This window comes from Ardenticatenales bacterium (assembly GCA_020634515.1).
Lineage (GTDB): Bacteria > Chloroflexota > Anaerolineae > Promineifilales > Promineifilaceae > JAGVTM01.
The window spans coordinates 596,450-611,321 of the sequence record JACKBL010000004.1; the positions used below are offsets into that span (position 1 = coordinate 596,450).

Here is a 14,872-nt window from a genome sequence, read left to right on the forward strand (position 1 = left end):
GAGTTACATGAATACACCAGTGACAACAACCAACCACACCCCCCCTTCCCCGCGGGACACCCCCATCACGTTTGCCGAACTCTTGCAACAATATCCCAGCCGCCGCCTCCAATACGGCCAGACCATCACCGGAGAAGTACTGCGTATTGACGCCGACGCGGTTTACCTGGACGTGGGGGCCAAGCGGGATGCCATCGTCCCCCATTCGGAAATCAAGGAACTGCCCGAAACGCTGCTCAACAACCTCACGGAAGGCACGGAATTGCCCGTAACGGTAACGCACGTCCCACGCGGTGACGAAGCCCTGCTCGTCTCCATCGAAAAAGGGCTGCGGCAGCAAGATTGGGACGCCATCGAAGAGATCGCCGCCGTGGACCAAACGGTGGAACTGACCATCACGGGTTACAACAAAGGGGGCCTGGTCGTCGAATTTAATCGCCTGCGCGGATTCGTGCCCAATTCACACGTCCCCGATCTGCGCCGCATCCAGGATCAGGGAGAGCGGCTCGCGCGCAAGTCAGAAAAAGTTGGCGAAACACTGAACGTGAAAGTGTTGGAGATAGATCGCCAACGAGAGCGATTGGTACTATCGGCTACGGCAGCACAAAAAGACCTGCGCATGGAGCAGTTGGCGTCTCTGGAAGCGGGGCAAATGATCACGGGCAAAGTGGTCAATCTGAAGAAATATGGCGCGTTCCTCGACCTGGGCCACGTGACGGGTCTACTGCACATTTCCAAGATAAGCTGGGACCATGTAAGCCATCCACGCGATGTGTTGGAACTGGGTCAGGCGCTAAAGGTGCAAGTGGAAGACGTGGATATGAAACAGGGGCGCGTCAGCCTGAATCGGCAGGCGCTGCTGCCACGTCCGTGGGAAGCGTTTACGCAGCATCATGCGGAAGGGGATCTGGTTGAAGGGCAGGTGACGAGTGTGGTGGACTTTGGCGCGTTTGTGCGGGTAGATGCCGGCATTGAAGGACTGGTCCACATCAGCGAAATGGGCGACTTCAGCCGGGGCGGGCACGAAACCTCCCTGCAACCCGGCGACATCGTCCTCGCCCGCATCATCAGCATCGACACCCCCCGCGAGCGCATCGGCCTCAGCCTCAGCCGCGTCTCCCAACAGGAACAACTAGACTGGATGATGGCGCGACAAACCCAGCCCGCCAAAGACATCGAAGCGTAAAAGTAACAACTTGGCCCGTTGCCTGAGCCTGTCGCAGGCAAATTGAACTTCGATATAGGCTGGGTGACGATAAGCTCAACCCACGAGCGGGTTAGCCCTTTCGCGCACAAGAAGATTGGCTGTCGGAGATGGCGTGGATTGCACACGAATCCGCGCCGTCTTTAACCGCCCTGCTCCACCCCCGCCAGCGCCTCCCGAAAAGCCGCCACATTCGCCGCCACCCCACGCGAGCCGCCAAAGATCGCGCTGCCCGCCACCAGCACATCCGCGCCCTGGCGAACCACCTCGGCGGCGTTGCCCGGCTTAATCCCCCCATCCACCTCCAGCCAGGCCCGGGAGTGAATCGCGTCAAGCATTTGGCGGGCGCGGCGGATTTTCGCGCCGCTGCCGGGAATATACGCCTGTCCGCCAAAACCGGGATTGACGGACATGATCAAAAGCAGGTCCACATCGGGCAAAATCTCCTCCAGCGTCACCAGCGGCGTGGCCGGGTTCAGCGTGACGCCGGCGCGGCAGCCGTGGTCCTTGATGTGCTGAATCGTACGATGCAGATGGGGGCACGCCTCCACGTGAACCGTGAGGATGTCCGCGCCCGCCTGCGCGAAGGCGGGAATGTACGCATCCGGGTCACTAATCATCAAATGCACGTCCAGGATGCAGCCCGTTTCATCCGCCAGCGGGCGCAGCGCGCGCACAATCAGCGGTCCGATGGAGATGTTGGGCACGAAATGGCCGTCCATCACGTCCACGTGCAACCAATCAATCCCCACCGCCGTCGCCTCGCGGCAGTGGTCCGCCAGCCGCGCGAAGTCGGCGGAAAGAATAGAGGGAGCCAATCGAATGGTCATATAAACATTCAACAAACGAGTACCTTCCCGGAAGCTGGGAAGCTTCCGGGAAGGTTAGTTTTCTAATTGTTGCTTCGCCGCCCGCGCGACCGCCTCTGGCGTGAGACCGAACTGCTCGTAGAGGGTCTGGTAGGGCGCGGACGCGCCAAAGTGGTCCAGGCCAATGGCCACGCCGTGCGCGCCTACGTATTTCGCCCAGCCGAAGGTGGCTCCGGCTTCCACGGCCACCCGCGCCGTGATGGTCGCGGGCAGCACCTGCTCCTGGTAGGCGGCGGGCTGCCGCGCAAACAGTTCCCAGGAGGGCATGGAGACGACGCGCGCGGGAATGCCGGCATCCGCCAACTGCTGCTGCGCGGTCAAAGCAATATGCACCTCCGAGCCTGTGCCAATGAGGATCACGCGCGCATCGGCGGCGTCGCTGAGGATGTACGCGCCACGCGCCGCGCCATCCGGCCCCAGCACGGGGTCGGGCGCGAGAGTGGGCACGCCCTGGCGCGTGAGGACGAGAGCCGTGGGGCCGGTTTTGTTTTCCAGGGCCACTCGCCAGCCAACAATCGCCTCTTGCGCGTCGGCGGGGCGGAAGGTGATCAGGTTGGGCAGCCCGCGCAAGCTCATCAGATGTTCGATGGGTTGGTGCGTGGGGCCGTCTTCGCCCAGGCCGATGCTGTCGTGGGTGAAGACGTAGATGACGGGCAGGCGCATCATGGCTGCCAGGCGAATGGTGGGGCGCATGTAGTCGGTGAAGACGAAGAAGGTGCCGCCGTAGGGACGGAGGCCGCCGTGCAGGGCCATGCCGTTGAGGATGCCGCCCATGCCGTGTTCGCGGATGCCAAAGTGGATGTATCGCCCGGAGAAGTCGTCGCGGGTGAGGTGGGCGACGCCGCCGGGGAGGGTTTTGTTGGAGCCGGTGAGGTCGGCGGAACCGCCGATGAGGGTGGGGATGTGGGGGAAGATGGCGTCAAGGACTTTGCCGGCACTGGCGCGGGTCGCCATTTTCTGCGCGGGGGTGAAGGTGGGGAGGTGGGTTTGCCAGGATGCCGGCATTTCCCCGGCCCACGCCGCCTCCAATTCCGCTGCCAGGTCCGGGTAAATGCCGGCATAATCCCGGAACAACTGCCGCCATGCCCGCTCCGCCTCCCCATCCAGATTCTCCCGCATGTAGGCGTACACCTCGTCGGGAACCAGGAACTTCGCCTCCACCGGCCAGCCCAACGCCGCTTTCGTCAGGCGGATTTCTTCCTCCCCCAACGCCTCGCCATGCGCCGCGCTACTGTCCTGCTTGTGCGGGCTGCCAAAGCCAATGTGCGTGCGGCAGGCAATCAGGCTGGGGCGCGCCGTCTCCGCGCGCGCGGCGGTGATGGCCGCGGCAATCGCCTCCGCGTCGTGCCCATCCACGCGCAGCGTGTGCCAGCCATAAGCGGCAAAGCGGGCGGGCACATCCTCGCTCCAGGCCAGCGACGTATGTCCATCAATGGTGATGCCATTATCGTCGTAGAGGAAGATGAGCTTGCCCAACCCCAGATGCGCCGCCAGCGCGCCCACTTCATGCGAAATCCCCTCCATCAAATCCCCATCCCCACAAAAAACGTAGGTGTAATGGTCCACGACGCTGAAGCCGGGGCGATTGTACCGCCGCGCCAGCCATCGTTCCGCCAGGGCCATGCCCACGGCATTGCCGATCCCCTGCCCCAGCGGGCCGGTCGTCGTCTCCACGCCTGGCGTGTGCGCGTGTTCTGGATGCCCCGGCGTAAGGCTGCCCCACTGCCGCAGATTCTGGAGTTGCGCCAGCGTCACCGCCTCATAGCCGGTCAGGTGCAGCAGACTGTAAAGCAGCGCCGAGCCATGCCCATTGGACAGCACGAAACGGTCACGGTCCGGCCAATCGGGATGCACCGGATCGTGCCGCAAAAAGTGTCGCCACAGGACCACGGCTATGTCGGCCATGCCCATGGGCATCCCCGGATGGCCGTTCCCCGCTTTTTGCACGGCGTCCATAGCCAGGGTGCGGATGGTGTTGGCGGCTAGTTGGTGGCGGGCATCTGTCATAACGTTCTCCCAAGCAAAACAATGAATTGATGCATGGGTGAATGGGTGAATCGTTAATGAGAGAATTCGGAGACCCGGTTAATCATTCAACAATTCAACCGTTCAACCATTAATTATCGGCAGGCTTTTGGCCTGAAATCGAGCTTCCGCGCCGTTTAGGGGGCGCGCTCCGCTACTTGGGAGCCATGCGCAGGGCACCGTCGAGGCGGATGACTTCGCCGTTGAGCATGGGGTTTTCGATGATGTGCTGCGCCAGAGCGGCGTATTCGTCGGGCTGCCCCAGGCGGGAGGGGAAGGGAACTTGCTGCCCCAGGGAGAGGCGGGCGGGTTCGGGCAGGCCGGCGAGCATGGCGGTGTCGAAAATGCCGGGGGCGATGGTCATAACGCGGATACCGTAGCGGGCGAATTCGCGCGCCAGGGGGAGGGTGAGGCTGACAATGCCGCCTTTGGAGGCGGCGTAGGCGGTTTGCCCGATCTGGCCGTCAAAGGCGGCGACGGAGGCGGTGTTGATGATCACGCCGCGCTCGCCGCTGTCGTCGGGGTCTTGTTGGCTGATGCGTTCAACGGCAAGGCGGATGACGTTGAAGGTGCCGCCGAGGTTGATGGCGATGACTTTGTTGAAGTCGGCGAGGGTATGGGTTCCGCGTTTACTGCTGAGGACGGTGGCGGCGATGGCAATGCCGGCACAATTCACCACCCCATGCAGCCCGCCAAACCTCTCCACGGCCAAATCCACCGCCGCCCGCACGCTGTTCTCCTCTGTCACATTCGTGTGCGCAAAACAAGCCGCCTCCCCCAACGCCGCCGCCAGGGCAGTCCCATCCGCCTCATTCAAATCCGCAATGACAACGCGACCACCCGCCGCCACCAGGCGACGGACACAGGCCGCGCCCAGTCCAGAGCTACCGCCAGTAACGAGGAAAGTGTGGTTAGCAATTTGCATCATGCCTCCTCTGAAAATACCTATGTCGGACGAGTGCCCAACTCGTCCACGCTTCCAAAAATCGACGCTGATGAACGCGGAAAAACGCGGGTAAACCGTGAGAACACCAAAAAACTCGGTTTTGGACCGTAATGGCTAACCCTCTCGTAGGCTGAGCTTGTCGAAGCTCATATTGCCTTCGGCAGGCTCAGGCAACAAACCAAAGGCTCGGCAACGGGTACGGATGCGCCCTTAGTAACCGTCCGAAAATAACCTCACACTTTTTACGGACGATTACTGACAAGGTGTCCGCACATTTCCGCTAACTTAATTGCGGACAGCCACTTAGCCGTTACGAACCTGGATAGCGGGCAAAAGCACATCGTTCGTTTGCCGTTGACTGTCGCCCATCTCAAAAACGCCACCAGTTACAAAGGGCAAAGGACGAGTTACGAACACGTTCCTCGTCCCTCGTCATTGCCTGGTGATTATAACAATGTACTATTGTTTCACAAACCAGGGAACAGTGGCTTCCCCATAAAAAAAATGGACGGCTGGTAGCCCAGCCGTCCATCTTTGATGGGAGAGATCCCACACGGGAGCTTGTAGCCCGGAATGAAGCCCCCAGAGGTAGTGGCAATCAGAGGCTGACCGTCTTACCAATCCGCTCATAGTCAGCGGCAGGTCGGGCCAGCTTGAGAACGCCCATGGCAGTAATACACTCAGGCGACGACTTCTTCTTCCTGCGCCTTGCGTAGACGGTCCACCTTGCGACTGAGCGACGTAACTTTCTTGCTCAAGTCTTCAATGTCGCTGGCGGAAGGAATGTTAAAGCGGGCCAGAATGTCTTCGGAGTAGTTGCCCACACGCCCTTCAGCCTTGTGGACAGTTTTCTTCATCTGATCGCGCTGCTGCTTCATGGCCTTGTTGACGCCCTTCTCCACGTCAGTGCCGCGTTCTACCAGTTTGTTGGTAAACTCTTCACCGCGTTCAAACAGGTCGCCCAATTCTTCCTGGGCCAAGGAAACAAGCCCAATTCCGGCCAGAACAGCTTTGCGGGCAGTATTGTAAACAGTCTCGTATGCGTTTCTCACGCGCTCTTGTTCGATTGGGGTTTCCATTATTTCCTCTCTCTCTTGCTACCGCTCAATGATGGCACAGTCATGTGATGTGTCAAGGCGATGCGCTGGATAGATACTTCTGGCGCATCGCATCAAAATCGTGACGCGATGCGTTATACCAGTAATATAACGCATTGCGTCATTGATGTCAACCCCTGTTTCATTATTGGGTGCGCGGGGTTTTTGTGGACACCGTCATTTTTGTGGGGCGAATACTGTTCCGCGCGATACATGGCTCCCCCTTCTAGCAAGAGGCCCGGCGCTCCGCCCCCCATTCAATTTCATGACAGAACCCGACGCCGCAAGACGGCCACTAGATGCGTCATCAGTTGGGCGTAGTCTTGATCCGCATCCACAATCACTGCCTCAGCGGCGGTCGGTTCTTCGAGTGTGGCAAATTGGCTGGGCAGCAGCGCAGCGGGCATGTAGTGTCCCTGGCGCACAGCCAGCCGCCGCTGCATCAGGGCCAGGTCGCCGCGCAGATAGACAAGGTAGACATCCGTGCACGCGCCGCGCAACCGTTGGCGGTAGGTCCGCTTCAGTGCGGAACAGGCCAGAACCGCCGGCTCCCCACGCGCCAGGTGGTCGGCGATGAGGGTGTGCAGGTGGTCCAACCAGGGCCAGCGGTCGTCGTCCGTGAGCGGCTGCCCGCGCCGCATTTTGTCCACGTTTGGCGGCGGGTGAAAATCATCGCCATCGTAGAACGGGATTTGCAATCGCCGTGCTAAAGCCTGCCCGACGGTTGTCTTGCCGCTGCCGGCAACGCCCATGATGATGATCACATAAGACATAAGGAGACAACTTCTCTTGTTTAATTTCCGTTCCTTAGAGATTGGCTCATTCTCCAAGAATGAACCAATCTTGGCGGTTACGCCGTGAGTATAATTGAATTGATTGTATGCCATTTGTAACTATTCACGTCTCCGAGAGATTGGACCAATTTTGTAGACATCAATAAGATTCAACCAGAGCAAATTGGTCCAATCTGGGCAGATGACCTGTATAGTCACTGCCATTTTTAGTTCTGCGCTATTGTGACTACACGAATTTTTCTATTTCTTACACTCTTCTGGCTGATCGCGGCTGGCTGCGCTCGCGGCGCGGCCACGCCCCTGGCGGCGCGCGCCACCGCCACCCCCACCCTCACGCCACCCGCAACACGCACCCCAACAGCCACGGCAATAGCCACGGCAATAGCCACCGCCACCCCCACGCCCACCCCCACACCCACCTTCACCCCGACGCCGACGGCAGTCGCCGCTTCCATCAGTGGTGACCCGCGCGCGGCGCAGGAGCAGCCGCCCACCCCCACCAACCTGGCCCCTTGCGGCGTCGTGGACCTGTTTGATTTCCCTATTGACCCGCCGGACGCCAGCCACGTGCGGGGCGGCGGGAGCGATTTCGGCGTGTGGCGCAGTCGCTATGACAAGTACCATGCCGGCGAGGATTGGCGCGGCCCCAGCAGCACAACCACGCTGGGCACACCGGTGTACAGCATCGGGCATGGGCTGGTGACGTATGCGCAACCGTTGGGTTGGGGGCGAGATCAGGGGGTGGTGATTGTGCGGCACACGCTTGCGGATGGCAGCCGAATTCTCTCGTTCTATGGGCATCTGGACCCGGACAGCGTGGTTCTCGCGCCGGGGACGTGCGTCGCGCGCGGGCAGCAGGTGGGCAACATCGGTCAGCCGCGCACCTCGCCCCATTTGCATTTTGAAATACGGGAGCAGTCGCCCTATGCGCCGCTCACGGGGTACTGGGCGGAAGACCCGACGCTGGCGGGTTGGAAGCCGCCTTCGCAGACGATCTGGAACCAGCGGATAGCGGCCGCGGTGGGGGTTACGTGGGCGCGGGTTTTCGCGGATGCCGGCATTCACCCCCTCACCCCCTTAAACGAAAACACCTTCCTCCTGCTTGCCGGCAACCAGCTACAATCGCTCAATCTGGCGGACGGCAGCATCCAACCCGCGCTGCCCGACCGGCGAAACGTCGTTGACGCCCTGCCCGCCGCCAATTCATCCATCCTCTACGTCGCCGATCGGCTGGGCCGCCTGGACGCCGTGCGCCTGGAAGCAGCCGCGGACGGTCCCCTGGCCTTCACCTCTTTGTGGACCGCGCCACCTGCCGGCAACGGCGCGCCCCAACTCCTGCCGCTCCCCGGCGGGGGCGTCCTGCTGGCGCAGCGCGCTGATCTATTTGCCTATGATGCAGACGGCGTACGGCTGTGGCGGCAAAACGTAGATCGGGCCGTGCTGGATGGGGTGATGGTGGAAGAGGCATTGTACTTCACAACGGCGGGGGAGGATGGCGCACTGTGGCGGCTGCGCCCTGGGGGAACGCCGCAGGCGGTGGGCGACGTGGGCGGCTACCTGGCGGCAGCGGGGGCGCAACTCTGGTTGTATGCCGGCAACGGGCTTTATCGCCTGGACGTGACGGCGGCGGCTGATGTGGTGCGCGTGATGAGCTTGCCGGCCGGAACGCCCGCGCGCGGCGGCATCATCCCCTTACCGGACGGCGGCGCGTTGGTGGCGCACACAGACCCCTACGACAGCCGCCTGATCGCCCTGGCGGCGGATGGCTCGCTCCGGTGGCAAACATCCGTGCGCGGCGTCAACGCCGGTCAGATGCGCCCGCTGCTGGTGGCCGGGCAGCCCTACCTGGCCGCCAGCAGCGGCGGCAGCCTCACGCTCTACGCCATCACGCCGCCAAGCGGGAGCGATTCCACGGCGGGTTTGCTGCGCCTTTTTGCCGGCAGCAGCCGCACCCCCATCCCCGCCGACACCTGGACCGTCCCCATCGGTCCCGACCACATCCTCCTGCACATCGGCGGCGGCAGCCTGGCCATCTTCGACCCCCAGGCCGCGCACGCCATTCTTGCCCTTCCTCCTCCATAATCGCCAGATTGCCTTTTGTCCTTTAAGAAAAGAGTGGCGTAACCGCCTCCCTGACAAGACCTATAAACAAATCGACAAAACGGCTTGCATGAGTACAGAGGTTACAGTATTATCGCAATTGGTCGCGCTACAGGAGAAAACGGCGCAAGAACCATTTCCCTGGAGTCCTTTAACAACAATCCGTCACTCGTTGTTCCCCCAAATCCATACCCACCACCACGCGGGCATGCCGCGTCGGGCTTGTGGAAATTTCGTTGATGTAGCAGATGACAACACGCAGACGGGACGCTGTGCGCCAGCCGCGCTGCTGGTCGTCGCACAGGTTTACTGTTGCTGAAGGCACGGTTGGCGACCGGAAACTCCTTTTCCGCACGTTCGCCCGTGGGCGAACAATCGCTCAGTTGGTTTCCACACCAAGGAGGAAGAAGTAAATGAACAAGAAAGTGACCCTCGTTGTCCTGGCCCTTCTCAGTCTGGCGCTGTTTGCCCTTGTGGGCTGCGGCGGACAGGAAAAATTGGGTACGGCAGACAACCCCATTATTATGTCGTTTGTGCCTTCGGGCGATACGCAGCAGATTATTGCCAGCGGCAATGAACTGGCGCAGTTGGTTGCGGACAAGACAGGTCTGGTAATCAACGCCAACGTCGGCACGGATTTTGCGGCGGTGCGTGAGGCGATGGGCGCGGGACAGGCGCACATCGGCTGGCTGAACACCTTCAACTACGTGCTGGCGCATGAGAAGTACGGCGTGGATGTGGCTCTGGTGACACAGCGTTTTGGCTCCACCACCTACACAGGCCAGATCATTGTGCGCGCGGACAGCGGCATCGCTTCGCTGGCGGACCTGAAGGGCAAGGTGATGTGCTGGGTAGACCCCAACTCCACCTCCGGCTACATCATCCCGCGCATTCTGTTGCAAGCGAATGGCATTAATCCGGATACGGATTTCAGCCAGACGATTGAAGCCGGCTCCCACAACAACGTGGTGACGCAGGTTTACAATGGCGACTGCGACGCCGGCGCGACGTTCGTGGATGCGCGCAGTTCGGTGGAAGCGGACCTGCCGGATGTGAAGGAGAAGGTGGTGGTGCTGGCGACGACGGCGGACATCCCCAACGACAGCGTCTCCTTTATCAAGGATTTCCCGGCGGACACCCGGGATCAGGTGGTGATCGCGCTGCTGGAAATTGCTGACACGGATCAAGGCAAAGAAGTCCTCAACAACCTCTACTCCATTGAAGCCCTGCAAGCCGCGGACGACAGCTTCTACGATGCTTTCCGCGCCGACCTGAGCAAAGCAGGCATCAACATCGAAGACCTGGCGAAATAACTAATCTGACCCCAAAAGGGAGAGAGGCATCCCCAAAACCTCTCTCCCTTTTTCTTTTGCGCGTACCACCGCGGCGCGACGCGATTCTCCCGCGCCTCGCACCGGAAAGCTCCCCGGAGGTTCACCTTGCTGCGTGTAGAAAACCTGACCAAAGTATTTCCCGACGGCACCGTCGCCCTGAAAGACGTCAGTTTTGAGGTGCAAGATGGGGAATTCCTCACTGTCATTGGCCTGTCCGGGTCGGGAAAGTCCACCCTGCTCCGCTGCATCAACCGCCTCATCGACCCCACCGAAGGGCGCGTCCTCTGGAATGACGTGGACGTGACCGCCGCCAATGGCAAAGAACTGCGCCACATTCGCCGCCAGATCGGCATGATCTTCCAGCAGTTCAACCTCGTCAAGCGTAGCAGTGTCCTCACCAACGTCCTTTCCGGGCGGCTGGGATACGCCCACCCCTGGCTCAGCCTGCTGCACCAATTTTCTACCGAGGACCACAAACGGGCGCTGGCGGCGCTGGAGCGCGTGGGCATCCCCGACAAGGCGGACAACCGCGCCGACCAGCTTTCCGGGGGACAGCAGCAGCGCGTGGCGATTGCCCGCGCCCTGATGCAGGAGCCGCGCCTGATGCTGGCGGACGAGCCGGTTGCCAGCCTGGACCCGGTGCTGGCGCATTCGATTTTACAATACCTGGAACTGCTCAACCGTCAGGATGGCATCACCGTCATTTGCAGTCTGCACTTCCTTGACCTGGTACACCGCTACGCCACCCGCGTTATTGGCCTGAAGGCGGGAGAACTCGTTTTTGATGGCGTGCCGGCAGAATTGACGCGGCAACGGTTCAAGGAAGTGTACGGGGAAGAGGCGGAAATGGTCACCGTTGGCGGGCAGGCGACTTCTTGATGGGGTAACGGGACGAGGGGCAGCCAGGTGAGGAATCTTGACGCAATCATCGAAGCATAACGGACGTGGTTCGCGGCAGGCGCACGGGCAAAACTGGGCCTTTTCCCTGATTATTCCCGGCAGCGGCCAGATCGCCCTGGGGCAGCGGGAGCGCGGCGTGGGCCTACTCCTGATCGTTGCCGTGCTGGGCGGCCTTGTTTTGTGGCAGGGCACAACGGCCCTGCTGGCGCCACTGGCCGCGATCTGGCTGTGGACGGCGTGGGATGCGTGGCAGTTAACGCGCGGCAAACAGCCAGGGCTGGGCACGCCTTTCCTGTTAGGGGCGCTGATCGTCTATGGGGTAGGCGTGAGCGTGACGGAGGTGCGCCCGGCGCGGCTGGCCAGCGGTTGGCCGTCGATGCTGCCCTACCTGAAGGCGCTGACGCGGCCTGAGTTGATGACCTACCCCACCAACGACGTGGTGGGGCAGATGCCGATCCTGGTTCCCTGTGTGGAGCCGTTGCCGCCGCCTTCCCGCGAAGCGACGGTGACGCCGCACCTGGCGCTCAACGCGCCCTGCGCCGCCGTGGGGGAGACGGTGGAGATCAGCGGGTCGGGGTTTTTGCCTGATTTTAGCGGGGAGTTGTGGTGGATTAGCCCGATTGGGGACCCGCAGCGGGTGTTGGAGAGTGGACAGCAGGCGACGTTTGTGACGGATAGTGCCGGCAATTTCACCACCCGCGTCATCGTCCCCCTTGCCGTCCCCGTCACCAACCAACCCGGCCCCGGCGAAACCCAAACCCACGTCATCCGCGCCGAACAGCACCAACCTTACGGCTCCCTCCAACCCACGCAAACCCTCAGCCTCGTCCTCGACAAGATCGGCGAAACCATCGCCCTCGCTTTCATGGCCACCGTCCTTGGCGTCATCTTCGCCGTGCCCGTCAGCTTCCTGGCCGCGCGCAACCTGATGTCCGGCAATCCCGTCACCCGCGTCATCTACACCATCACCCGCACCATCCTCAACGTCATTCGCTCCATCGAAACCCTCATGTGGGCCATTATTTTTGCCGTGTGGGTGGGATTGGGGCCATTTGGGGGCACACTCGCCTTGTGGCTGCACACCGTCGCTGCTTTGGGCAAACTCTACTCGGAAGCCATTGAGAGCATCGACCCCGGCCCCATCGAAGCGGCGCGGGCCACGGGCGCAACCATGCCCCAGGTGGTCGTCTACGCCGTGCTGCCGCAAATTTTGCCCACCTTCACCTCCTTCACCCTCTACCGCTGGGACATCAACGTGCGCATGTCCACCGTCATCGGCCTGGTGAGCGACGCCGGGTTGGGCTTCCTCGTCATCCAATGGATTCGTCTGAATCGCTTCTCGGCCATGGCCACGGCCATCATCGCCATTGTGCTGGTCGTGGCGATTCTGGACGCCGTTTCCAGTTGGCTGCGGCAGCGCATTCTGGAAGGCACGCCGGTGGCGCGGCGCGCCAGCCCGACCAGGCGCCTGATCACGCGCCTGGTGGGGGTGACCATTTTCGTGTTCGTTTTTGCCTGGTCGTGGCAGGTGGCGCAAATTGATCCTGTGGAACTGGTGCGCGGCGCACCGGATGGGCTGCGGCTTCTGCGCGCCTTTGCCATCCCGGACGTGGCGACGCGCCCCACGGAGGAGCATAAGGTGAGCGTGCCACTACCCGTGCCGTGCGGCGCGGGGGAGAGTGCGCCCTCGGCCTTTAGCGGGGCGCGGGTTTCGCTTTCCCGCTCGTGCGGCAATGTGGGAGATCCGCTGGTGATTTCGGCGCATGAATTGCCGGCAAACACCGATGTCTCCGTGCGTTGGGCTTTATCCGATGACGCCTTTTTGCGCGTGCAGGCCAACTGCTGCACCACCGACAGCACAGGCAGCCTGCGTCTGGAAACCCGCATTAGCCCACTCATGGAAGTGAACGCCGACGAGGGGCGGGCGGAAGCGGGCCAGGTGGAAGTGATCTGGAAGGAAGTGATTGGCGGGCCACAGCCCAGCGAGGCGCTAAAAACGGTCCTCAATCTGGCCCTGGTAACGCTCCTCATGGCCCTGCTGGCGACCACACTCGGTTCCGTCTTTGCCATCCCCCTCAGTTTCTTTGCCGCCCGCAACATCACCGGGCGCAGCCCCTTGGGGCGCTCTGTCTACAACCTGTTCCGCACCGGCTTCAACCTCTTCCGCTCCGTGGAGCCGATGATCCTGGTGCTGATCTGCGCCGCTTGGGTGGGCGCAGGCCCCTTCGCCGGCGTGTTGGCCTTGATGCTGAACAATATCCCCAACCTGGGCAAGCTGTTCTCGGAAACCATCGAGGAAATCGACAGTGGCCCCGTGGACGCGATCACGGCCACGGGCGCAAACAGGCTGCAAACGCTTGTTTTCGCCATTGTGCCCCAACTCGTGCCCAAATTCCTGGCGTTCATCCTATACCAGTGGGACATCAACATCCGCATGTCCACGGTGATCGGCTTCGTCGGCGGCGGCGGCATCGGCCAGCAGTTCCGCCTCTGGGTGGGGCTGAATCAGTACGCGGCAGCGGGCACGGCTACCTGGGCTATCGTGATCATGGTGTGGAGCATGGACTACCTCAGCGCCCGCGCCCGCGAGCGGCTGACGTAGAAAAAGGGGGGGACGCGGACGTGCGCGAAAAACGCGGATTATTGTCCTCGTCCCTCACACGCCAGCCAGTAGTCGCATAGGCGGCGCGCCAGGTCGGGGGATGGGGTCGCGCTGCTATCCAGGGCCAGGTGGGGGAGCCGCGGCGGTTCAAACTGTTCACGCAATAATTGATAGACGCGCCAGCCGGCGTCGGAGCGGTCTTCCGCGCGGCGCGCGCCGTTGTGGCGCGCCAGCAGCCGTTGGCGGGTGGCCTCTTCGCTGGCGCTGACGTGGCAGATGGCGACGGCGGCTCCGCACTGTGCGGCCACCTCCAGCAGGGCGTGGCGGCGGGCGCGCAGGTGGTTGGTGGCGTCAAAGACGACGCGCTGACCACGACGCAGGCGACGGGCGATGAGGGCGTGGCAGAGCGCGTAGATGGCGTCTTTTTCCGATTGGGCGTATTGGGGGTGGGAAAGTCGTTGGGCGCGCACGTCGTCGCTGCGCACGACGATGCAGGGGAGGAGGGATTGCACGTGGTTGATGAGGTGGGATTTGCCGGCACCGGGTAGCCCAATCATCATCAACAAGGAGCCACCCGCGCGGGCGAAAATGCCGGCAGGCATCCTCCCATCCGCTTCCTGCAACCATTGTTCCATCTCGCGTTCATTCATCCGTTTTCTTCTGCGTTAGCGATAAGCCACTCTGAATTGGGAGCGTTTTGGGGAAAAATGCCGGCATTCACCCACCAAACTCTCCAGGACCTCTATCCTATCCCAAAAGCAGGTTCTAGTACATATCTCCCCCTCTAAAATGCAATCTGTTTTACATATTCTTAGTGGTGCAGTGAGTATCCTTCGAGTAGTTTGGGATGCAGTCAAACCGGACTGAAGTGGAGCCCGGGGAATCCCACCAGATGCCCCGACAAGTGATTTGGAAAACATTTCCCCATTCATGACTTAATGGGAATACTAAGAAACGTTATCTATATTCTTAGATAATAACCTTAGTAGCGAACCAAAAAC

11 protein-coding genes are annotated in these 14,872 nt (G+C 61.5%); 5 read left to right on the forward strand and 6 right to left on the reverse strand.

Annotated elements, in window-relative coordinates; genetic code table 11:
• The first annotated feature begins 7 nt into the window (after positions 1-7).
• The gene (locus H6650_14010; protein MCB8953118.1) at positions 8-1,186 is read left to right on the forward strand and encodes a 30S ribosomal protein S1; all 1,179 of its coding nucleotides are present in this window, start codon (positions 8-10) and stop codon (positions 1,184-1,186) included.
• A gap of 161 nt (positions 1,187-1,347) precedes the next feature.
• Here H6650_14010 and H6650_14015 read toward each other — a convergent pair whose 3' ends face one another.
• The 5 genes from H6650_14015 to H6650_14035 all read right to left on the reverse strand — a co-directional run bounded on the left by H6650_14015 (position 1,348) and on the right by H6650_14035 (position 6,914).
• Entirely contained in the window at positions 1,348-2,034 is a 687-nt protein-coding gene (locus tag H6650_14015) for a ribulose-phosphate 3-epimerase (protein ID MCB8953119.1), read from the reverse strand.
• Between the two features lie 54 nt (positions 2,035-2,088).
• Positions 2,089-4,080, reverse strand: a complete 1,992-nt coding sequence (gene tkt, locus H6650_14020; protein ID MCB8953120.1) for a transketolase — start codon at positions 4,078-4,080, stop codon at positions 2,089-2,091.
• Positions 4,081-4,252: 172 nt separating this feature from the next.
• Positions 4,253-5,023, reverse strand: coding sequence for a 3-hydroxyacyl-CoA dehydrogenase (locus H6650_14025; GenBank protein MCB8953121.1), 771 nt, complete (start codon positions 5,021-5,023; stop codon positions 4,253-4,255).
• A gap of 701 nt (positions 5,024-5,724) precedes the next feature.
• Positions 5,725-6,123 (reverse strand): phasin family protein, encoded by a 399-nt coding sequence (locus H6650_14030; protein ID MCB8953122.1) that lies wholly within the window; start codon positions 6,121-6,123, stop codon positions 5,725-5,727.
• Positions 6,124-6,404: 281 nt separating this feature from the next.
• Entirely contained in the window at positions 6,405-6,914 is a 510-nt protein-coding gene (locus tag H6650_14035) for a gluconokinase (protein ID MCB8953123.1), read from the reverse strand.
• A gap of 243 nt (positions 6,915-7,157) precedes the next feature.
• On the opposite strand from H6650_14035, the gene H6650_14040 reads away from it, so the two are divergent.
• The 4 genes from H6650_14040 to phnE all read left to right on the forward strand — a co-directional run bounded on the left by H6650_14040 (position 7,158) and on the right by phnE (position 13,871).
• A complete protein-coding gene (locus tag H6650_14040; protein MCB8953124.1) occupies positions 7,158-9,017 on the forward strand; it encodes a peptidoglycan DD-metalloendopeptidase family protein in 1,860 nt (619 codons plus the stop codon).
• 431 nt (positions 9,018-9,448) lie between these two features.
• Entirely contained in the window at positions 9,449-10,348 is a 900-nt protein-coding gene (locus H6650_14045) for a phosphate/phosphite/phosphonate ABC transporter substrate-binding protein (protein ID MCB8953125.1), read from the forward strand.
• Between the two features lie 126 nt (positions 10,349-10,474).
• Positions 10,475-11,248, forward strand: coding sequence for a phosphonate ABC transporter ATP-binding protein (phnC, locus tag H6650_14050; protein MCB8953126.1), 774 nt, complete (start codon positions 10,475-10,477; stop codon positions 11,246-11,248).
• 37 nt (positions 11,249-11,285) lie between these two features.
• Positions 11,286-13,871 (forward strand): phosphonate ABC transporter, permease protein PhnE, encoded by a 2,586-nt coding sequence (phnE, locus tag H6650_14055; protein MCB8953127.1) that lies wholly within the window; start codon positions 11,286-11,288, stop codon positions 13,869-13,871.
• 38 nt (positions 13,872-13,909) lie between these two features.
• Here the strand turns inward: phnE and H6650_14060 are convergent, their stop codons facing one another.
• Positions 13,910-14,521 carry an ATP-binding protein gene (locus H6650_14060; protein MCB8953128.1) on the reverse strand — a complete coding sequence of 204 codons (612 nt, stop codon included), beginning with the start codon at positions 14,519-14,521 and terminating at the stop codon, positions 13,910-13,912.
• Positions 14,522-14,872: the final 351 nt, after the last annotated feature.

Coding starts and splice junctions, on each gene's coding strand:
- H6650_14060 (MCB8953128.1), bottom strand. CDS start 14,521: ATGAATGAACGCGAGATGGAACAATGGTTGCAGGAAGCGGATGGGAGG.
- H6650_14025 (MCB8953121.1), bottom strand. CDS start 5,023: ATGCAAATTGCTAACCACACTTTCCTCGTTACTGGCGGTAGCTCTGGA.
- H6650_14010 (MCB8953118.1), top strand. CDS start 8: ATGAATACACCAGTGACAACAACCAACCACACCCCCCCTTCCCCGCGG.
- tkt (MCB8953120.1), bottom strand. CDS start 4,080: ATGACAGATGCCCGCCACCAACTAGCCGCCAACACCATCCGCACCCTG.
- H6650_14045 (MCB8953125.1), top strand. CDS start 9,449: ATGAACAAGAAAGTGACCCTCGTTGTCCTGGCCCTTCTCAGTCTGGCG.
- H6650_14035 (MCB8953123.1), bottom strand. CDS start 6,914: ATGTCTTATGTGATCATCATCATGGGCGTTGCCGGCAGCGGCAAGACA.
- H6650_14030 (MCB8953122.1), bottom strand. CDS start 6,123: ATGGAAACCCCAATCGAACAAGAGCGCGTGAGAAACGCATACGAGACT.
- H6650_14015 (MCB8953119.1), bottom strand. CDS start 2,034: ATGACCATTCGATTGGCTCCCTCTATTCTTTCCGCCGACTTCGCGCGG.